This is a genomic window from Pseudomonas sp. UBA6276, assembly GCF_002438365.1.
In the GTDB taxonomy this organism is placed as follows: Bacteria; Pseudomonadota; Gammaproteobacteria; order Pseudomonadales; family Pseudomonadaceae; genus Aquipseudomonas; species Aquipseudomonas coleopterorum.
This window is the reverse complement of sequence record NZ_DJUS01000068.1, coordinates 18,986-39,211: the sequence shown is the minus strand read 5'-3', so window position 1 is coordinate 39,211 and position 20,226 is coordinate 18,986. Positions and strand designations below refer to the sequence as shown.

The window sequence follows — 20,226 nt, the reverse complement described above, 5'->3', positions numbered from 1 at the left end:
TTCGTCGGCGTTCACGCCTGTAGTGCGCATTTCATCGGCAGAATCTGCCATTGAGATAAAACTTTGTCGCAATTTGTGGTCTAGTGATCACCTGAGTCGCAGCCTGACCGGCGCCGGCTTCTTTCGACGATCGAGTGAACCTGATGCGTATCGATGGTGTTTCCTCCCAGCCTTACCCGATCAAGCGCAAGCCGCTTGCGGATAAAGCGCGGGTGCAGGATGCCGTTGACGATATCGAGGGCGAATTCGAAGTCCCTGCGCAACCCACCCCCCAGCGCTCCCGCGCTCGGGGCGCCAGTGTTCCTGCACGCCAGCAGGACATGATCTTCCCTCGTTCGATGAGCCGCCGCGCCGCTGAGGCCTTGGGCATGTACCTGAGCACTCAGGGCTTCGTCGAGTGGGATAACGAGGTGCTGGGCTTGGACGTGCATATCTGACTGTGTCCAGCCTGCCTTATTTCATCGGTTGTCCTTCGTGGAGTGAAAACGCCTGGCGCGGTGATTTCTACCCGCACGATGCGCGTCCGCCCGATTTCCTCTCCCTGTACACCCAACTGTTCAATGCCGTGGAGGGCAACACCACCTTCTACGCACGCCCTGCGCCCAGTACCGTTGAACGCTGGGCCGCGAGCATGCCGTCGGACTTCCGCTTCACCGCAAAACTGCCCCGCGACATCAGCCACGGCGGTGACCTGCGCGAGCAGTTGGGCGCCGCCGAGGACTTCTGCCGCTTGCTCGATCCATTGGGTGAACGAGTGGCGCCGCTGTGGTTGCAATTGCCGGCTTCATTCGCGCCTTGGCGACTGCCGGAGCTGATGGGCTTCATCGACATTCTGCAACGGCCGATTGCCGTGGAGGTTCGCCACGGCGCATTTTTCGCCCGTGGCGACGAGGAGCGTCTGCTCAACAACCTGCTGCGCGAGCGCAATGTCGAGCGTATCTGCCTGGACCCCCGGGCCTTGTTCAGCTGCACCTCGGACGCACCCGCAGTGCTTCATGCCCAATCCAAGAAGCCCCGTGTGCCGCCACGTCCGACGGCTTTCAGCAACAGCCCGCAGGTACGCTTCATCGGTCATCCGCAGGTGCAGGCCAACGAGCCGTTCCTGACGCCCTGGGTCGAGAAGATCGCCGGCTGGATCGAGGAGGGGCGCACCCCCTACATCTTTCTGCACACGGCCGACAATCTGTTCGCCCCAGCCCTGGCCCGGCGCTTCCACGAGCGTCTGATGGAACGTTTGCCGGGGCTGCCGGCCTTAAGGGAACTGCCTCCGGAGCCCCAGACGGCGCAGCTCGGCCTGCTCTGACCCGGTACTGCAGTGGTTTCCTTCAGCCATGCCGAACCGAGGCCGATGTGTCGAGATTGCTGATCATTCTGTTGCTACTGGCCGCAGCCCCGGTTGCCGTATGGCGAGGCTGGATAGAGGTGCCCGACCGGTGGAATCCGTGGGCGCCGCTGGACATCGCCGAGCCAGTGAATTTTCTGACGCGCTACAAGCTCAGCCGGTTGCAGAGTGATCCCCAGCTTTGTGTGCAGGCCCTGGCAACGTCTACCGTGCGCTACAGCCAGCAGGCCGACAGTGCGGCCGATGCCAAGTGTCCGTTGGTGAATTTGCTGCGCGTGCAGGGCAGCGAGGTCAGGTTGAGCAGCAGCTTCCTGGCGACCTGTCCGGTCGCCGTGGCGTTCGCGATGTTCGAGCGTCAGGCCCTGCAGCCGGCTGCGCAAGCCGTGTTCGGCCAGGCGGTGACCCAAGTGGATCATCTGGGCAGCTTCGCCTGCCGCAATGTCTACGGTCGCAGCGAAGGACGCCTGAGCCAGCACGCCAGCGCCAACGCGCTGGACATCGCCGGTTTTCGCCTGGCCGATGGCCGGCGCATAAACGTCCTCAAGGACTGGCCCGGCGACAGCGCCAAAGCGCGCTTCCTGCGTGAGGTGCGCGACGGTGCCTGCAAGCATTTCAATACCGTTTTGGGTCCCGATTACAACGCCGCCCACCGCAACCATTTTCACCTTGATATGGGACGCTGGAGCGTGTGTCGTTGATCGTGTTCGTTCCCGGCTGTTGCGGTGCACCCGGACGCGGCTCGCGCCGCTGCTACAGGGGATATGGCTTGGCCGCGGGAATGGTGCGACGTCTAGTATTGCTTCTGTAGCAGCGGTGCATGCGGTGTAACTGGAGGAACCCGGCGTCGGTCAAACGGCTCGACGCGTGTTGTTCAACACAACAGTACTTCTGTAGCAGCGGCGCGAGCCGCGTCGGCGGTGCATGCGGTGTAACTGGAGGAACCCGGCGTCGGTCAAACCGCTTGACGGGTATTGTTCAGCACAACCGGGCGCATCCAGCTCAGGTCCAGCGCCAATGCATGGCATTGCTCGTCGAGGGTCGCCTGCGCAAGCGGCTCCGACGTCTGGGCCAATTGCCAATCCAGTTCGGCGATCGGCAGGTGCAGCGCACGTGGGGCTGGTGCCGGGCCTGGGTTGGATGCCTCGGTCCCAAGGCTCAGCACCAGCGGCCGAACCCAACGGCTGTCGAACGCCAGGTGAGCCTGCTGCGCCAGCACGTCTTCTTCGGGCAATGGCTCAGCGGCCTTGTCCAGCAGGGTCAGGTCCAGCTCGGCCTTGGGCAGGAACAGCGGCTCGGGCGGTTTGACTTCGGTCTCGCGGACATCGCACAAGCGTTGCATGAGAATGTGCGCCAGAATCTCGCTCCCGGCGCTGGGTTCGTTCGCCGATTCGCTTGCGCTGGCTGCAGACGCCTGTCCCTGCGGTTGCCCTTCGCCATGCTCGGTCAATGCCTGGGCGAAGAAGTCCTGCCACAGCGCGCTCGCAGCACCCAGGGTCTGGATGTTGTGCTGGCTGAAGTCGCCGGTGGGCGAAATGTAACCTGGCGCTGTGGAATTGATGACGGACATGGCACTCGGCACGCTTGGGCTCTGGCAAAATGCCTGGCAAAGTTCTTATCGGCGGCATACGCCGATCTTTTAGCCTTTCGATACAGGAATCTTCAGTGGAGCAGCAAGCAGGTGGTCGCATCCAGGTTCAGGCGCAGAACGAGGCCTGCGAATCGCAAGCCGAACGGTGGGCAAAACGCCTGGAGCTGCCTCGCCAGTTGGCCGACGCCGATTTCACCCTGGAGGTCGGCGAAAGCGGCCTGCAATTGCAGCAACTGGGCGCGGATGCACCAGGCCCCGTGCGGGTCGATTTCGTCGAAGGCGCCGTGGCCCATCGGCGACTGTACGGCGGCGGCAGTGGCCAGATGATTGCCAAGGCCGTGGGCGTGCAGCCCGGTGTGCGGCCGCGGGTACTGGATGCCACGGCGGGCCTGGGCAAGGATGCCTTCGTACTGGCCAGCCTGGGCTGCGACATGAGCCTGGTGGAGCGCCAGCCGATCATCGCCGCGTTGCTCGAGGACGGTTTGGAACGCGCCCAGAATGACCCGGAGGTGGGGGCCATCGTCGCACGGATGCGGCTGCTCAAGGGTAACTCGATCGAGGTCATGCAGCAGTGGCAGGGTGATGCCCCCCAGGTGATCTACCTGGATCCGATGTTTCCCCATCGGGAAAAAAGCGCGCTGGTAAAGAAGGAAATGCGCCTGTTCCGTCCGCTGGTGGGCGATGACATGGATGCACCGGCTCTGCTGGCCGCCGCCATGGCGCTGGCCACCCACCGAGTGGTGGTCAAGCGACCGCGCAAGGCACCGTGCATCGAGGGCAGCAAACCCAGTCATGCCCTGGAAGGCAAGTCCAGTCGCTACGATATCTACCCGAAGAAAGCGCTCAAGCCAGCATGAGAATTAGCCTTGTGCTGTAGGCATCGGCGAGCTTCCGTACCATGGCTGCGTAGGAACGGTCCTGATTTTTTCCGTGCCGGTTTTAGCCCGGCACGCTCAAATAGAATCAAGTCTCATTTGTAATGAGGCTGTATACATGTACCGTTCTACAGGAGTTTGCACGTTGCCCCGCCGTTCGGCGCTGGGCTTGGCGTTGATCGGTTGCGCCGCCGGTGCCAATGCCCATGAGGGGCATGAAGTGATGGAGCTGGACAAGCTGAGCGTGACGGGCAAGCAGGCTGCGCCGCCCTACCAGGTCCAGCGTTCGGCCTCGGCCAAGTACGCCGTGCCGTTGCTCGACGTGCCGCAAACGGTGACCGTGGTCCCGCGTCAGATTCTGCGCGAACAGAACGCCCTGGGCCTGCGCCGGGCGCTGTCCAACATCTCCGGGATTTCCTTCAACGCAGGCGAGGGCGGCGGGGGCTCGGGCGACAGCATCAATATTCGAGGCTTCAGCGCCAACGCCAATCTGCAGATCGACGGCCTGCGCGATTCTGCCCAGACCCGCCGCAGCGACCTGTTCAACCTGGAACAGGTCGAGGTCATCAAGGGGCCCAGCTCGGTGTTCGGCGGCGCCGGCACTACCGGTGGCGCCATCAACCTGATCACCAAGCTGCCGCTCGCCGACAGCTTCACCGAACTGGGCGCAGGTGTCGGCACCGATCGCTATCGCCGCCTGACCCTTGATACCAACCAGCAACTGCACGACCTCGGCGACGGTACCCTGTTTCGCCTGAACCTCATGGCCCACGAGAACCAGGTGCCGGGCCGCGACCGTATCGAACAGCAACGCTGGGGCCTGGCGCCTTCGCTGACCTTCGGGCACGGCAGCGATACGCGCCTGACCCTCAGCTATTTCCACCAGAGCGATGACAACCTGCCCGACTACGGCGTGCCTGCCCGCGATGGCAAGCGTCTGTCCGGGGTCAAGACGAGCCACTACTACGGCTGGCGCAACCTGGACCAGGAACGTGCCGACACCGACAGCCTGACGGTCAAGTACGAGCACGACATCAACCCGGACTGGACCGTGCAGAACCTGACGCGACTTAGCCAGGTCGACCGCGATACCACCGTGTCCGCTTCCCACGTCAAGCTCGCCAAGCTCCCAGCAGGCCGCTACCTGCCGGCGGGGCCGCAAGCCTACCGGCGCGATGTGCACACCCGTCTGGCCATGAACCAGACCAGCCTCACCGGGCACTTCGATACCTTCGGCCTGGGCCATACCCTGGTGGTCGGTGCCGAGCTGTCGCGCGAAACCTACGACCGCAAGGCCTCGGGTTATGCCGTGGAGTCTTTCTACCCGGCGAACGGCTACGAACTGGCCAACCCACCGGGCTATTGGAGGGGACCGAAGGTCAAGTCGCCCACCAGTGTGGCGCATAACATCATGAAGGATCGGGCACTGTACGTGTTCGACACCCTGGCCCTGAACGAGCAGTGGGACCTCAGCCTGGGCCTGCGTTACGACCACATGCGCGCAGAGGCCAATACCCGCTCCTCTAGCGGCGTTCGTGCACAGGCCGGCTCTACCGATGGCGTCTTCAGTCAACGCGCCGGCCTGGTCTACAAGCCCACCGAGAACGGCCGCTTCTATGTGGCCTACGGCACCTCGTTCAACCCCTCGGCCGAAAACCTGCTCACCTCCGGCGGCGGGTTATCCGAAAGCACCCATAGCCTGGAACCTGAAAAGGGCAAAACCTGGGAACTGGGGACCAAGTGGCAATTGTTCGATGAGCGTCTGCAACTCGAAGGCGCATTGTTCCGCGTGGTCAAGGACAACGTTCGCGAGCGCCTGAGCGACGGCACCAACCTGCTGGCGGGCAAGCAGCGGGTGCAAGGTGTGGAGCTGGCTGCCACCGGTAAGCTGACCGAGCAGTGGCACGTGTTTGCCAACTACACCTTGCAGAACAGCGAGACGCTCAAGTCGGTAGCTTCGCCCAAGCGTGTAGGGCAGGCGCTGAGCAATACCGCCCCGCGTTCCTTCAACCTGTGGACTGCCTATCAGCTTCCCGGCGACATCACCCTGGCCTACGGTGTGCGCCATGTCGGCAAGCGCAACCTGACATCCCAGGATCAAGCCAAGCTCGAGGCCTACTGGGTGCACGATGCCATGCTCGGTTACCAGGCCTCGGACAACCTCGAACTGCAGCTGAACCTGAGCAACCTGACCGACAAGCATTATGTCGAGCGGGTGCGTACGGTCATCGGCAGCGACACCCGCTCTTCGGCCGTGGAGTACGGCGACGGTCGCGCGGCGGTGCTGAGCAGCGTCTATCGATTCTGACCACCGCCGCGTTCCGGATTACCGCGAAGCGGCGTCCATGCGGATGCGCAGCGGCTGTTCATCCTTGCCATCCAGCGTCACACCGTGGTGCTGGGTGCTGATGAACAACAGGTGCCCATCGGCTTCGACGCGGGCACTCACGGCATAACGATGACCCGGTTTGACTTGAGCCGGGTCGTATTCCAGCTTGAACGGCAGTGGCACCTGGCCGGTGATCGGGCCGCTTTGCCGGGCCAGGGCCACGGCAGGTGCGTCCGCAAGAGACACGTCCTGCAGGCTCACGGTCAAGACCGCCGAAGGTGGCAAGGCGATGCGCTGCAGATAGAACGCTTCCCCTTCCAGGGTGGCTTTGCTGGCAGGCTGCAGGCTGCTGCAGGCGCCGATGAGGGCACTGAGTACGATCAGTGAAAGGCGTTTCATGGGTTTCTTTCCTCTTTCATATATAGGTATGTCTACAACGTACATCCCCGACCAGTCGCGTCACGCTGACTTACAAGGTAACCAGAGCCACCTTTAAGTCATCATTGTACAGGGTCAAGAATAAGGTGCGCCATGATGTGTCAAGTCCTCGTGTAGGACTGCGCTGAAGTGAATACGATTTTTTACATAATGGCTTAATGAATACTTTTATTTTTATCAGGGATGTTTTGGCATTTGTTCGGGTTGGCTGCTATGTTGGTTTAATAAATCATGAAATCAAAATCTTTCTCTTTGGTTACTTCGCTGTCTTAAATGGTCGAGGACAGGTATATGAATGCGCTCACTAAATTGCTCAATGTTCACAGCCTTCCCGAACGCCCCAAGGCAACGGCAACACACAAGCCATCGGTTGTCGAGGAAGTGCTTCTGGATGTAGAAGGCGCCCATCACGGTCAAGCGTTCAATTTTCGCTATGGGGAGGTCACCGCTGATCATATCAAGCGCGGAATCTCGATCATTGTTCCTTCGCTGACCGGTCATCCCTTCCTGCCAAAAGAGGGGATAATTATATTGGCCCTGAGCTTTGATAGTGAACAGTGGCAATTTTCCACTGAGTTTGTCGACGGTATTTATGAAGGCGAAAAATTGTTCATTGCTCCTGAGCAACTAGCGCCTTTTGCAGGGCAGGTCATGGCGGCCGACTTGTACGCGTTCGAACTCGGTTCATGGGTCCCTTGGATATGGATAACCACATTTTTCGAATTGGCACTTTCCAATCATATGGCCCGTATGGAGGGTGCTATAAATAGCGTCATAGACGCACAGGTTGCGGCCCGTGGCAGCGTATTGCTCATTCCTCCTTATGACGGCATGAAGTACGGCGACGACGTTATGATTTATCTGCTCGGGCAGCAGTCGGAAGGCAGCCATGTCTTCCGAGTGACGGTTGAGCAGAGCGCTGTTGGTCAGGCCATCAGCGTACCCGTGCCTGCGAAGCTTCTGCAACCGAGCGGCAACAGTACGATTACCGTTTTTTACAGAGTTGTAGCGGCAGACGGCACTAAACAGGGGCCGCTCGGTACGTTTTTCGTAGAACGCGATGGTGGTGCCCTCGTTGTTGCCGATGCAGCTTTTACCGGCCCTCGTCTGTTCAGCGAGTTGAGCGAAGAAACCAGAGTGCTGTTTACAGTACCTCAATCCGTAGGGCAGCAGGCGGGTGCCGACCAAACACTGTTTCTCTGGGAAGAACTGGGCTCACCTAGAAGAGACTACCTGCTGGAGACCCGATCTCTCGATGGGCCTACCAAATGGAGTTCAGCCTTTTTTCCCGAATTCTCCGGAAACTCAGTGTTCACTACAACGTGGATAACCGCGGGTGCGGATGCGGTCTGGGCTGCTGAAGTTGACCAGGTGACGGTCATAAGAATGAATTCGCCTCTGCGTGGATCATTGCCCGGTCGACCTCCCGCCTTGGTGGAGCCTGGGTCGCTTGAGGCACCCACCGTGCTGGAAGCCATCGAGGGTGGGGTTAGCGAGGAGGCCATCTCTGCCGGCCTTACTGTATCGGCTCCCCGGCCTGCACACTTGCCAAATGGTAGCTATCTGTCCTTACTGCTGAAGGGTTACACCGCGGCAACCCAGGGCGTGGGAGCACTGACCACCGACGACGCCATGGTGACCTGGAAAGTGCCGGGAGAGATGGCCAGTCGGCTGCTCAATCAGGTGGTCTCGCTGTACTACGTCGTGCAAGACGGTTCAGACATGAGATCGGAATACACCGTACTCGATTTCGCAGTCAAGAGACCGCCACTTCAAGTTCTGGAGGCCGAGTACAACAGCGGTGACTTTCCCCTCATCACCGTGGAGGCGGCGACGGTCGGAGTTTCGGTTTTTCTTGCGCCAGCACCCGGGCTCAACCCCGGCGACGTGGTCACGTTTTATTGGGGCGGCAGTGCAGGGAAAGGACATCGGGTCACTTCCATTCCTTGGACCTACGAGCATCAGGCGAACGGTCTGACCGTTCAAATACCGCCTCAAGACGTGATCGCCCACCTGGGAGGCCAAGTCGTCGCCAGTTATACCGTTCTTGCACTGGGTCGAGTCCTGGACGGCCCGGTGAGCCGTTTCGATGTTCAGCCCACGGTAGAATCAGTAGATGTGATGCCACTTACTCACGTGGAATCTGCCGTATGGTGGGTCAGAGGTCAGGCATTGATCACTCTGTCGAAACCGTGGAGTCTCGGGATTGGCGACAGGGTCATCTGGTTTGCCGATACCTCTCCCGAAACGGCACTGAGCATCGTGGCATGGCGTGTCGAGCAGGTTGTATCCGACCCCTCCCAACCCGTTCGGGTGGTGATTCCCGCCAGTCTGGTCAACTACCGGCAACCGGTCGAGGTACGCGCCTTCGTCGTCCGGGCTAGGGATCAAGAGGCCTCGTTCACGTCGACTCGTTTAGTGAGACTGGAATGATGTACAGCGGCCCGCCGACGATCACAGCCCGTCGGCGGCTTCCTCGCTGCGGTGCAGCGCGACTTGACGGATCGACAAGCGAATCTCCGCCGGCAGCACCCGTTTGGCGGCCCCCTCGGCCAATTCGTCGAGCAGCGGGTGGTGGCTCAACTTGCCTTGGGCACCACGGCGCAACACATCCTGATCGAGCAAGGTCTGGATGAAGTGGCGAAACAGACTCTTGTCGAAAAACTCCGGCGCGTTCAGGCCATGCAGGATCGACAGGCGCTGGGCCATGGTCGTGCACAGGTCCTCCAGCTCCTCGGCGCTGAGGGTGTTCTGGCCGGCGTTGAGCAGCAGGGCAATCGCCATGTAGAAGCGCTGCAAGGTCTGGGCGATGGCGCGCGACAACAGGGTCAGCAGCACGAACTGGCGCGAGCTGGGCGCGGGACGCAGGTACACGCCGTTCTCCAGGCGCAGCAAGCCCTGCTCGACCAACGCCTGCAGCCATTGGTCGATCACCTCGTCGAGCTGCTCGTCGTTCCAGCGGATGAACAGTTCGGCCTGCAGATAGGGGTACAGCGCATGGGCGTAACGCAGGATCTGTTCGCGGGTCATGCGCGAGGTGCTCTGGAAGAAGCTGGCCAGCAGCGCGGGCAGGGCGAAGATATGCAGCACGTTGTTGCGGTAATAGGTCATCAGCACCGCATGCTGTTCATCCAGGTACAGAATCCTGCCCAAGGCATCGCGCTGTTCGGACAGCAACTTCATGTCCTGGACATGGGCGATCAGGCTGCGCGCGTCGCCTTCGGGCACGGTGGTGTGAGGCGAGTAGGGCACTTTGCGCAGTAGCGTCAGGTAAAGGTCGAGTACCCGTTCCATGGCGCCTTCGTCCAGCGCCAGCTTGCTGGTCGACAGCAATGCCAGTGCCACCAGGTTCACCGGGTTGATCGCCGCCGCCTCGTTCATGTGACGCGCTACGCGGATGCCCAGGCGGTGCGTGGTCTTGTTCAGCCAGTCGGGCTTGAACTGCGGTGCCAATTCCTGCTCGCGCCAGCCAGGCTGCTGCTCGTCGAGAAAGGCGTGGAGTTTGATCGGCTCGCCAAAATTGACCGCCACCTGGCCAAAACGCTGCTTGAGGGCGCCGATGACCTTGAACACGTCCAGAATGGACTCTTTCTTCTTGGTCGCTCCACGCAGCTCGCCCAGATAGGTGCGGCCTTCCAGCACCCGCTCGTAGCCGATGTAGACCGGCACGAAGACGATCGGCGTACGCGAGGAGCGCAAGTAGCTGCGCAGGGTGATGGCGAGCATGCCGGTCTTGGGCTGCAACATGCGTCCGGTGCGTGAGCGGCCGCCCTCGACGAAGTACTCCACCGGAAAACCCTTGGTGAACAGGGTGTGCAGGTATTCGTTGAACACCGCGCTGTACAAGGGGTTGCCCTTGAAGGTACGACGCATGAAAAACGCGCCGCCACGGCGCAGCAGGCTGCCGATCACCGGCATGTTGAGGTTGATGCCGGCGGCAATGTGGGGCGGGGTCAGGCCGTTCTTGAACAGCAGGTAGGACAGCAGCAGGTAGTCGATGTGGCTGCGGTGGCAGGGTACATAGATGACCTCGTTGCCGCGCGCAACGTCCTTCACGCCATCGATGTTGTTGACCTTGATGCCGTCGTAGATCTTGTTCCAGAACCAGCTGAGTACCACCTCCAGAAAACGGATAGCCGTGTAGGTGTAGTCCGAGGCGATTTCATTGCCATAGTGCAGCGCGCGGGCCTCGGCCTTTTCCAGCGTGATGTGCTCGCGCTCGGCTTCCTCGGCGATGGCCTGGCGTACCAGGGGATCGCGTACCAGGCCTTTGACCAGGTGGCGGCGATGGGAAATGTCGGGACCGATAACGGAGGTCTTCAGGTTGCGGAAGTGCACCCGCAGGATGCGCTGGGCCATGCGCACCGTCCGCTCGTGACCCTTGTTCTGCTGCACCAGTTCGGCCAGATGGATCGGCTCGGAAAACTGTACGCGGGTCTTGCGCCCCAGGATCAGGATGCTGACCAGCTTGCGCAAGCGCCCGGTGACCGCCCAGCTGTCGGCGAACAGCAGCTTCCAGGGACTGGACTCGCTGGCTGGCGATTGCCCCCAGAACACGCTGACTGGAATGATCTGCGCATCTTCGCCGGCGTTCTGTGCCAGCGCCGTGACCAGCCGGGCGAGAGTGGGCGGGGCGCCCCGTTTGTCCTGACGACCGAGCCAGTCCGGGTCCGGGGTGAGGTAGAACACCGCCGTAGGCTCCATGAGGTCGCCAATGGCCACGGGCAGTACCGGACGGGGCAGGCCGGCCTTGGTGCATTCGCGGTCGACCACGGCAAGGTCGGTCAGCGAGGGCGACTGCAAGGCGTACAGTACCGGCCGGCTGCGATCCAGATTCAGGGTGAACGACGACTGGTTGATGGTTTCGGAACGAACCCACAGGTACAGCAAGCGGCGCAAGGTGCCGAACACGAGGCGGTGCAGAGGTGAGCGGGTCATAGGCCAGGGCTTGGGGGAAAAGGCTACTTTACCGGGTTTTGCTGAGGTAAGGGATGCAGGGTGGCAGCGAATATCTGCGTATGGCTACTGGCCCTTTCGCGGCCACTGGCCGCTCCTACAAGATTTTGCTTGGCATACCAGCAGCAATTTCGAATGGCTTCGTAGGAGCGGTCAGTGGCCGCGAAAAAGCCACATCGTGTCAGCCGGTACGCCAGGTAATCTCTTCTTCACCGTCTTCGCTGATACGAATCCAGCGGTCGGCGTTTTCTTCGCCTTCTTCTTCCACCCAGCTGCCCGGCGCGCAGCGCACCTCGACATTGAGTGCCGCGAAGGCCGCGCGGGCGCAGGCGATGTCGTCGTCCCAAGGGGTCTTGTCGCTTTCCAGGTACAGGCTGTTCCACTTGCCGACCGCCTTGGGCAGCCAGGTCACCGGCACGTTGCCCGCGCGGCATTTCCAGGTCTGGCCCTTCTGCTGCCAGTCGCTGCAAGGGCCCAGGGCTTCGCCGAGCCAGGCGGCGATGGCCTTGTGGTCGACGTCGGCGTCCTTGAGGTAAATCTCGATATCGGGTTGGCGCATGGGTAGGCTCGCTCAGTCTTGACGCACAAAATAATCGTAGCGCATGGATACCGTGACCACGAGCGGTCGCGGCTGTTCGATCACCGCCGCACGGCGCTCGGCGCTGGCGCGCCAGCCGTGGGGCGTCATCGCCAGCAGGTTGGCACGCGATTGCGCGTCGATCAGCTTGAGCTTGAAGGTCAGGGTTTCGTGGTGTGCGTGCTGCATGCCTTCGGGCACTTGCAACAGGTGCTTGTCGTCGACGTAGTCGCGTACCTCGTCGTAGAGCTGCTCGCGCAGTTCCATCAAGTGGCCGCTGGTGGGCCCCACGCGCATCAGGCCGCCGCCGGTGGCCAGCAGGCGCTTGGCCTCGGTCCAGTCCAGCGGGCTGAACACGCTGGTCAGGAATTGGCAGCTGGCGTCGGCCAGCGGTACGCGCGCCATGCTGGCGACCAGCCAGTGCACGGACGGCGCGCGCTTGCAGGCGCGCTTGACCGCCTCGCGGGAGATGTCCAGCGCATAGCCATCGGCGCGGGGCAGCGCCTGGGCGATCTGCTCGGTGTAGTAGCCTTCGCCGCAGCCGATGTCCAACCAGCGTCGTGGCCAGCGCTCGGCGGCCAGCTCGGCCAGGCGCTGGGCCACGGGCGCATAGTGCCCCTCGTTGAGGAAGTCGCGGCGAGCCTCGACCATGGCCTGGTTGTCGCCCGGATCACGGCTGTTCTTGTGCTGCACCGGCAGCAGGTTCAGGTAGCCCTGGCGTGCGCGATCGAAGCGATGACCGCTGGGGCAGACCATGCCGTTGTCGGCGTTGGCCAGCATGGCAGTGCAGAGGGGGCAGGTGAGCATCAGGCGAGCAACTCGACGAGGGTCTGGTAGTAGATCTCGGTCAGCACATCGAGGTCGCTGGCCAGGATGCGTTCGTTGACCTGGTGGATCGTGGCATTGACCGGGCCGAGCTCGACCACCTGGGTCCCCAGGGTGGCAATGAAGCGCCCGTCGGACGTGCCGCCGCTGGTCGAGGCCTTAGTCTCGCGGCCGGTGACGTTCTTGATGCTGGCCGCCACCGCATCCAGCAAGGCGCCGGGTTCGGTCAGGAACGGCAGGCCGGACAGCGCCCAGTCGATGTGCCAGTCCAGGCTGTGCTTGTCGAGAATCGCGGCCACACGTTGCTGCAGGCCTTCGACCGTGGACTCGGTGGAGAAGCGGAAATTGAACACCGCCGTCAAGTCACCCGGAATGACGTTGGTGGCGCCGGTGCCGCTGTTGAGGTTGGACACCTGAAAGCTGGTGGGGGGGAAGAAGGCGTTGCCGTCGTCCCAGTGCTCGGCGGCCAGTTCGGCCAGGGCTGGCGCGGCCAGGTGAATCGGATTGCGGGCCAGGTGCGGATACGCCACATGGCCCTGCACGCCGCGAACGGTCAAGGTGGCGCCCAGCGAACCGCGACGGCCGTTCTTCACCACATCGCCAACCAGGGTGGTGCTCGATGGCTCCCCAACGATGCACCAGTCCAGACGTTCGTTGCGGGCAGCGAGGCGTTCGACCACCGCCTTGGTGCCATGGTGGGCCGGGCCTTCTTCGTCGCTGGTGATCAGGAAGGCGACCGAACCTCGGTGATCCGGGTGATCGGCGACGAACCGCTCCGCCGCGACCAGCATGGCCGCCAGGCTGCCTTTCATGTCCGCAGCGCCTCGGCCGTGGAGCATGCCCTGCTCATCGATCACCGCGTCGAACGGGGCGATCTGCCAGGCCTGCGTCGGCCCGGTCGGCACTACATCGGTGTGGCCAGCGAAGCACAGGACCGGGCCGTCCTGAGTGCCGTGGGTTGCCCAGAAATTGTCCACGTCCTCGATACGCATCGGCTCCAGCTTGAACCCAGCCTGGCCCAGGCGCTGCATCATCAGCTTCTGGCAGTCGGCATCCAGCGGTGTGACCGAAGGGCGGCGGATCAGATCGCAGGCGAGCTGCAGCGTGGGTGAAAGGTCGGCGACGGCCGTCATGGGAACTCCGAGAACAGGGGGCGTGTAAAGGGGCGATATGGTAAAGCAAAAACACCCTCGAAGCGCAGCCATGGCGGCGTGCTCGCCAATGCTCCATTGATCGCGTGATGATTCCTACGTTGGATCTGGCTGCGACTGACAGCTCAGGCGTCGCGTCTACCCTGTGTCTGGCGCGATGCGCTGGTCAGAATCGGCGGTAGCCTGGAGGGCACTGGCGTCCTCCAGCACAGAGGATTGCACATGCACTTCGTATACCCCATGGCCGTCGGTGTGGCGTTGATCACGGCGCTGACATCCGCGCTGGCCGCTCCGTCGGTCGAGGTGATGGTGTCGGGCTCGATCATCCCCGGCGGTTGCACACCTAGCTTGAACAACCCGGGCATCGACCATGGCAAGATCGCCGCCAATGAACTCAGTGCCGACCAGCCGACTTCATTGGCCGCGCGCCCTCGGGAAGCCACCTTGCTGATAGCCTGCGAGGCGCCGACGCTGTACGGCATCCGCGCCATCGACAACCGCGGCGACTCGGTCTTCCAAAGCAGCAGCGGCACCTACTATGGATTGGGTTATACCCCGGCCGGCGAGAAGATCGGTGCCCATGTCCTGCGCATCGTTCCTGCCCGCTCCAGCATCGACGGCAAGCCTGCGTTCGTCACCCTTGGCAACGCCGACGCCAGCCGCTGGTTGCCTGCCGAGGGCAACCCGCGAAGCCTGCGCGCCAAGGGCCAGCTTGCTGGGTTCGCCGCTGAGTCGGGCGTGTCTACCGGGCCGGTTCCGATCAAGAGCGCCGTGGTGGGGTTGAGCTCATCACTGGTCATCGCGCCGACAAGCGGCCTGACGCTGACCAGCGAAGTGCCGATGGAGGGCTCCGCGACCCTGGAACTCACCTACCTTTGAATTGCCATGCTCACGACCTCCGGTCGCTGCATCTGGTTCGCAGGTCGCGATAATGGCTGTGCGTCGTGTAGGAGATGTGCTCTAGCCGTGCCGGACATTCTGCCCCATCCTGAAAGGATGTCCGGTCTTGCGAACCGGTTCGCTCATCACCATGGGGCAGCTCATCATGAACATCTTGCCACGCACACTGATCACCTCCATCGCCTTGCTGTCGACCACGCTCGCATCTGGCGCCTCGACCGTCGACGTACGGGTCAGCGGAACGCTGATTCCCAGCGCCTGCACGCCGCTCATGAGTACCGACAGCCTGCATTTCGGCACCGTGAGCAGTGCCGATCTCAACCGCGAGCAACCGACCGCGCTGGTCGAGCATGCTCCTACACTCACCATTGCCTGCGGGACACCCACTCTGTATGGCCTGCGGCTGCTGGATAACCGTGCCGGTTCGGCCTATGACACCGGCCGCGCTGCGTCACTGGGTCTGGGGCACACCCTGGCCGGCGAACAGGTGGGAGCGTACCACCTGGACGTCATTCCGGCGCGTTCGAGCATCGATGGAGGGCAAGTCTTCCTCAGCCTGGGCGACCGTACCGGTCACCATTGGCAAACCTCCACGGCCCAGCCGCAGCCCTTGCCCGTCGATGGCGGCCTGCTGGGGTTGGTGGACCGGCCGGGCGTACGCAGTGGCGCGGTGCCGGTGGAGTGGGCGCAACTGGGCATCCGCGCCCATGGAATCATTGCCCCGGCTCAAGGCCTCACGGTCACCGACGCGGTGCCGCTGGACGGTCACGTCACCGTGGAAGTGGTGTACCTGTGACGCCGAGTGGCGTCTGTTAAGTGGCGTCTATAGGTAAAGAATCTCCAGGGTGGCGGAGCCATCGATCGGGGTGTCCTGACGCAGGTCCAGCTCCCGCGCGGGTGCCAGGTGCAGGTCGATGGTCACGGGTATCGACAATCCCGACCAGGCCCCAGGTGTTCGCTCTCCGCTGTGGGCGTGCTGAAAGGCTGTAGGTTGGCCGTCGTGGTGCAGCCACCCTTCTGGCGCATACCGCCACACTTGGGCCGCGGCATCCCCCAGCAAGACCGACGCGCGTACTCCGTCGCGGCCGGTGCCCGGCGCCAGCTGTGCAGTAAAACCTCCGAGCGCCTGGCCGGCACTGGTTCGGCCAATGCCGAACAGCGTCGAGGGCAACACTCCCAGGCGTTCGCTCGCCGACCCCGCGCGGTTGTCCACCGCACGCAGGGCAAAGCGCGTGGCGGCATCGCAGCTCACCTCAAGCGTGGTCTGCCGGCTGAACGAGGTCGGCTTGTCGCGGTGCAGCTCACCCGCGCCGATCTGGCCGAAGTCGACCTGCCCGCCAGCGCTCAGCGTAGGCCGACAGGCCGCTGGCGCGAAGCCCACACGCAGGCGCAGGTCGCGCCGCTGACCGGCCACCTGCAAGCTGCCCTGAGCCTGGCCCTGCTGCGCCTGGGTCGCGCCCAGCACCGCCAGGTCCAAGGTGCCTTCAACCTCCACTTGCGCGCTCAGGCGCCTGCCGCGGACCACGGTGCCGGCGCGCATCGGCTGCAACCCGCGTTGTCTTTCCAGGTGGCCCACCTGAGCGGGTGAAGAACCGCCTCCGGCAGCCCATTGCACCGGTTGGTCGTCGACTCTGGCCTGGCTGATCTGCAACTGATAACGGCCGGCCACACCCCCGTCGAACACCTGCCCCGCGGCGGAGTCGGCGTGGTAGGTGAGGGTCAGCTCCTGTTCGGTTTCGCACACCAGATTCAGCGCCAGCCTTCGCGGTGGCAGCGGCAACTCACCGCCAGACACCTGCAACGTGGTGCGGTTGAACTGGCCGAAGTCGATGTCCGCCAGGCTCAGGGATAACGCACAGCCTTGGCCCCAGGCCGAAAAGGGTACGGCCAGGCTGGCAAGGAGGGCCAAGGCCCGGAGTGTCGTGCGGGTCTTCATTGCAAGCTTCCTTCTTGCGTCCGGCACTGCGCCGTGCTCGTTTCGAAATACACGTCAGGGTCGGCGCTGGTTGGCAGCGAGAAATGCAGCTCGCACACCTGGTCATCGGCGGTGCGACTCCACAGGCGCGGGGTGGCGTAGACATTGGGCACGAACACCGCACCGTCCTGCTGCACCAGGGTCACCAATTGCCCCTGCTCGTCGGTGACCGCGGTGCCGCCCTTCAAGCCTTGTCCCGAAGGATCCGCCACCTGCATCAGCACGCGGCGTGTCACGGTCACGGGGAAGCTGACCCGGGGCACAGCTCCCCGTGCGGCCTGGATCAGGGCCGCGCCCTGCTGCACATCGACATTGCGCGGCAACGAAGCGGTAGCCACCTGCACATTGCTGCGGCCAAATGGTGCCAGTTGCGGCAGCACCGCCTGACCTTGACGATCGGTCCACACGGTGCCGCCGGGCGTGTCGATCTGCACCCCGGCGACGTCGCCCAGGCTCAGCAGACCGAAGGTGTCCTGCAAGGTGTACGGCGACAAGGTGAAGCCTTGATCGTGGAGCACCAGCGCTCCGCGCGCGGCCGCGCTGTAGCCTTGGCTGCCAGCGCCATAACTGGCATAACCAAAGTCCAGTTGGGCGGCGCGGGTCAGTTGGGATACTCCGCCGTTGTAACTCAGTTCACCATCACGGCTGGCGCGTTCGGCGGCCACCCGGTACTGAGTGTGCTCGCCCAAACGGCCTTGCACGCCGCTGCCCAGGCGCATGCCACGGGCGTCGTGGCGGGCCGTGGAACGCCAGTTCAAACCATCACCCAAGGGCAGACTGGCGCTCAGGTACAGGGCATTGCCGAGCACGCCGTTGCCCGCCGTTTGCCACTGCCCCGTGGCCGTCAAGGAAACCGGACCCAGCCGTCGTCCCCAATTGAGCTGCGCGCGCGCGGCTCGCTCACCGTCAAAGGCGGTGGTAGTGGACCAGGTGCCGCTGAGGCTGCCCAGCCAAGGGTGGGTCCAGGCCAGTCCCAGGGCGTACTCGTCGCGTAGCCGGCTGTCCCGTTCGTCTTCCTGTTTCCAGGTGCTGTCGAGCAGCTCTCGATAGCCTTGGGTCTGGCGTCCGGCGCTGAGCAGCGCCGACCAATGCTGATTGATGGATTGATTGAGGCTGAGGCTGCTCTGCACACCGAAGCTGCCCGGCTCGCTGGCCCGGGCGACCTGCGTCAGCCCCTGAAGGCGAGCACCTTGCCAAGGCTCCAGGCTCAACCCGGCACCGCCGGCGTTGTAGCCTTGGGCAAGCAAAGCGCCTACGCTGACACTGGCAGCCGGGGCCAGCGGGTGGCTGCCTCCGGCGCTCAGCACCCAGGGTTGCTCGGCGCCCTGGCCGCTGTCGCGCAGTTGCCCCAGGCCCACGGAGAAGCCACGCGCGGGCAGGTCCAGGCCCAGGGTGGCCGCCAGGACGGTAAAGGTGCGCCGTTCACCTGTGGCTTCGATCACCGTGACTTCCAGATCCCGGCGTCGATCCAACTGCGGGATATGCGTCAGCTCGAAAGGCCCGGGGGGGACCACCGTGGAGTAGATCAACACGCCGCCCTGACGCACATCGACCCGCGCCTGAGTGGCGGCGATACCTTGCACTCGACCACCGCTGCCGCTGTCCCCCAGCGCCGGTTCGCTCATCCATTGCGCGCCGGTCACTCGCGCGCCGGCCAGCACCGGATTGCTCAGATTGATCTGACCCAGTTGCAGCATCGCCTGCCGCTCGCTGAAGGTGCGCTGGGCATAGGCGTCCAGGTGCTGCCAGGTGCCCACGCCCTGCACCGAACTGTAGAACTGACGACTGCGCACCACCCAGTCGCCAGCATTGATGCCGGCTTCGGTGTTGGCCGAGTAGAACTGGCTGCGGCGGCCGTCGAAGGTGTTGTACAGGCCTTGCACGTCGTAGTTGAGCAGCCCGGCGATACCGCCTCGGGTGAACGCCGACAGGTCTGCGGGCGGCAGGCGCAGCGCGTGGGCCGGCACCAGCAGTTTCACTTCGCCCGATTGGGGCAGCGGCTCGACGAGGCTTTCGGGAAACCGCTGGATGAAGTCCCCGCACTGTTCGCCACTGTCCACCAGCTCGCCCAGGTCGCGCACGGCCTGGTCGATGCACAACACGCCATCGGCATCGAAGCGTGCATTGACGATGCCTTTGGCCTGACCATTCACAATCAGCCGCACGGCATGCACGCCTTCGGTATAGCGTGCGGTGTGTCCCAGATACTCCGCCAGTTCAGGGTCGATGCCGCGCAGGCGCAAGGTTTCGCTGTCGAAACCGGCCGCCATCGCCCATTCACCGCACAGGGCCAGGCTGAGCGCTGGCCAGGCGCAGCGGGAGATGGGTGCCATCAGGGCAGGTCCTGATGCAGGGTGGTTTCATAGGCCGCGACGGCGAAGCCGTAGACGGTGGCGGGGGTGAAACGAACCTGCCCGTCCTGGGTCGCCAGCGGGTTGCCCGCCAAGGTCAGGCGCTCGCCTGGCAATACATAACTGCGTGGCAGTTGCCACGGCGTCTGGCTGGGCAGGCTGTACAGTTCCTGGGCCAGGCGTACCACGTAAGCCGTGGGGTTGCTGACCACCAGTTGTTCGCCCTGCAACGACCAGCGCAGGCCTTTCCACGGCTCGGCGTTTCTGGCCAGGCCCTTGGGGTGCAGGATCACCGGCAGGTTCTGCCGTACGTTCACCGACACGCGCGCTTCACCGGGTTTGCCCGGCTGGCTGTTCTGCGCGAGCCCCTCGAATATCACCCGCTTCAAGCGCTGTGTGCCCAGCGGCTCGGTGTTGGACAGAATGAAACGCACCAGCTGCGACTCGCCGGCTTCGACCCGAGCGATGGGCGGGGTGACGAACAGCAGCGAAGTCTGATCTTCGGGGATGTGTTCCAGGGTCACGTGCAGCAATGCCGGGCTGGGATCGCTGTTGGTGACCTTGATCGCGGCCTCGGCCTCGCCTTCGTGGACGATCACCACCGAGGTTTCCGGGATCATGCCGTCGGCGTGCGCCGTGGGGCTCCAGGCCAGCAGGGATGTCAGGCCAGCACAAGCCAGAGCCAGGGAAGTGGGGCGGGAATGCAGGCGTGTCATCGGGGTCTTCCAGGCAATACGGTCAATGTCAGGTGCGACCACGCCTTCCTCGGCACCGCAGTGCCGGGAAGATCTTGTGGTTGTAACGGGGCTGCGGCGTGGCCGCAGTACTCTAGAGGCGATGCGCCCGCGGCGGTCGCCGCGCTTTCCTATAGGCCGGTGGGAAAGGTAAGCGAGCGGTGTAAGGCACCCACGCGGATGGG

General features: G+C 63.3%; 17 protein-coding genes. 8 read left to right on the top strand and 9 right to left on the bottom strand.

All coding sequences use genetic code 11. The features are described 5' to 3' along the window. Positions 1–143: 143 nt before the first annotated feature. The 3 genes from B2V21_RS08030 to B2V21_RS08020 are packed head-to-tail and all read left to right on the top strand — an operon-like array spanning position 144 to position 2,040. Positions 144–437, top strand: a complete 294-nt coding sequence (locus tag B2V21_RS08030; protein ID WP_286916542.1) for a hypothetical protein — start codon at positions 144–146, stop codon at positions 435–437. After that, positions 434–1,303 carry a DUF72 domain-containing protein gene (locus B2V21_RS08025; RefSeq protein ID WP_286916566.1) on the top strand — a complete coding sequence of 290 codons (870 nt, stop codon included), beginning with the start codon at positions 434–436 and terminating at the stop codon, positions 1,301–1,303. The genes B2V21_RS08030 and B2V21_RS08025 overlap by 4 nt, the downstream gene beginning before the upstream one ends. A 47-nt stretch (positions 1,304–1,350) precedes the next feature. Then, entirely contained in the window at positions 1,351–2,040 is a 690-nt protein-coding gene (locus B2V21_RS08020) for an extensin family protein (protein WP_286916541.1), read from the top strand. Positions 2,041–2,294: 254 nt separating this feature from the next. On the opposite strand, the gene B2V21_RS08015 is transcribed toward B2V21_RS08020, so the two are convergent. Beyond that, positions 2,295–2,909: an energy transducer TonB gene (locus B2V21_RS08015; protein ID WP_282349621.1), complete on the bottom strand. Its 615-nt coding sequence runs from the start codon at positions 2,907–2,909 to the stop codon at positions 2,295–2,297. A gap of 95 nt (positions 2,910–3,004) precedes the next feature. Here B2V21_RS08015 and B2V21_RS08010 point away from each other — a divergent pair, with 95 nt between their 5' ends. Both B2V21_RS08010 and B2V21_RS08005 read left to right on the top strand, forming a co-directional pair. Further along, a complete protein-coding gene (locus B2V21_RS08010) occupies positions 3,005–3,787 on the top strand; it encodes a class I SAM-dependent methyltransferase (RefSeq protein ID WP_282349622.1) in 783 nt (260 codons plus the stop codon). Positions 3,788–3,923: 136 nt separating this feature from the next. Then, positions 3,924–6,113: a TonB-dependent receptor gene (locus B2V21_RS08005; RefSeq protein ID WP_286916540.1), complete on the top strand. Its 2,190-nt coding sequence runs from the start codon at positions 3,924–3,926 to the stop codon at positions 6,111–6,113. A gap of 18 nt (positions 6,114–6,131) precedes the next feature. Here B2V21_RS08005 and B2V21_RS08000 read toward each other — a convergent pair whose 3' ends face one another. After that, complete coding sequence (locus B2V21_RS08000) at positions 6,132–6,533, bottom strand: YbaY family lipoprotein (protein ID WP_286916539.1); 402 nt, start codon at positions 6,531–6,533, stop codon at positions 6,132–6,134. A 330-nt stretch (positions 6,534–6,863) separates the two neighbouring features. Between B2V21_RS08000 and B2V21_RS07995 the strand changes: the two genes are divergently transcribed. Continuing rightward, complete coding sequence (locus tag B2V21_RS07995; RefSeq protein ID WP_286916538.1) at positions 6,864–9,005, top strand: hypothetical protein; 2,142 nt, start codon at positions 6,864–6,866, stop codon at positions 9,003–9,005. A 21-nt stretch (positions 9,006–9,026) separates the two neighbouring features. Here the strand turns inward: B2V21_RS07995 and plsB are convergent, their stop codons facing one another. From plsB to dapE, 4 genes are all read right to left on the bottom strand, one after another. Then, a complete protein-coding gene (plsB, locus tag B2V21_RS07990; RefSeq protein ID WP_286916537.1) occupies positions 9,027–11,510 on the bottom strand; it encodes a glycerol-3-phosphate 1-O-acyltransferase PlsB in 2,484 nt (827 codons plus the stop codon). 199 nt (positions 11,511–11,709) lie between these two features. Continuing rightward, the gene (locus tag B2V21_RS07985) at positions 11,710–12,087 is read right to left on the bottom strand and encodes a hypothetical protein (protein WP_122742454.1); all 378 of its coding nucleotides are present in this window, start codon (positions 12,085–12,087) and stop codon (positions 11,710–11,712) included. Positions 12,088–12,099: 12 nt separating this feature from the next. Continuing rightward, a complete protein-coding gene (locus tag B2V21_RS07980) occupies positions 12,100–12,912 on the bottom strand; it encodes a putative RNA methyltransferase (protein ID WP_090360019.1) in 813 nt (270 codons plus the stop codon). Beyond that, positions 12,912–14,063, bottom strand: a complete 1,152-nt coding sequence (gene dapE, locus B2V21_RS07975) for a succinyl-diaminopimelate desuccinylase (RefSeq protein WP_286916536.1) — start codon at positions 14,061–14,063, stop codon at positions 12,912–12,914. The genes B2V21_RS07980 and dapE overlap by 1 nt, the downstream gene beginning before the upstream one ends. Before the next feature lie 240 nt (positions 14,064–14,303). Between dapE and B2V21_RS07970 the strand changes: the two genes are divergently transcribed. Together B2V21_RS07970 and B2V21_RS07965 are read left to right on the top strand one after the other, a co-directional pair. Further along, positions 14,304–14,960 (top strand): DUF1120 domain-containing protein, encoded by a 657-nt coding sequence (locus B2V21_RS07970; protein WP_286916535.1) that lies wholly within the window; start codon positions 14,304–14,306, stop codon positions 14,958–14,960. A 166-nt stretch (positions 14,961–15,126) separates the two neighbouring features. Then, complete coding sequence (locus tag B2V21_RS07965) at positions 15,127–15,777, top strand: DUF1120 domain-containing protein (RefSeq protein WP_286916534.1); 651 nt, start codon at positions 15,127–15,129, stop codon at positions 15,775–15,777. A gap of 27 nt (positions 15,778–15,804) precedes the next feature. On the opposite strand, the gene B2V21_RS07960 is transcribed toward B2V21_RS07965, so the two are convergent. From B2V21_RS07960 to B2V21_RS07950, 3 genes are read right to left on the bottom strand one after another with little or no spacing between them, the layout of a single operon-like run. After that, positions 15,805–16,917: a DUF1120 domain-containing protein gene (locus B2V21_RS07960; protein ID WP_286916533.1), complete on the bottom strand. Its 1,113-nt coding sequence runs from the start codon at positions 16,915–16,917 to the stop codon at positions 15,805–15,807. Beyond that, positions 16,914–19,289 (bottom strand): fimbria/pilus outer membrane usher protein, encoded by a 2,376-nt coding sequence (locus B2V21_RS07955; protein WP_286916532.1) that lies wholly within the window; start codon positions 19,287–19,289, stop codon positions 16,914–16,916. Before B2V21_RS07955 ends, B2V21_RS07960 begins: the two co-directional genes overlap by 4 nt. Continuing rightward, positions 19,289–20,023: a fimbria/pilus chaperone family protein gene (locus tag B2V21_RS07950; protein WP_286916531.1), complete on the bottom strand. Its 735-nt coding sequence runs from the start codon at positions 20,021–20,023 to the stop codon at positions 19,289–19,291. Before B2V21_RS07950 ends, B2V21_RS07955 begins: the two co-directional genes overlap by 1 nt. Between the last annotated feature and the right edge of the window lie 203 nt (positions 20,024–20,226).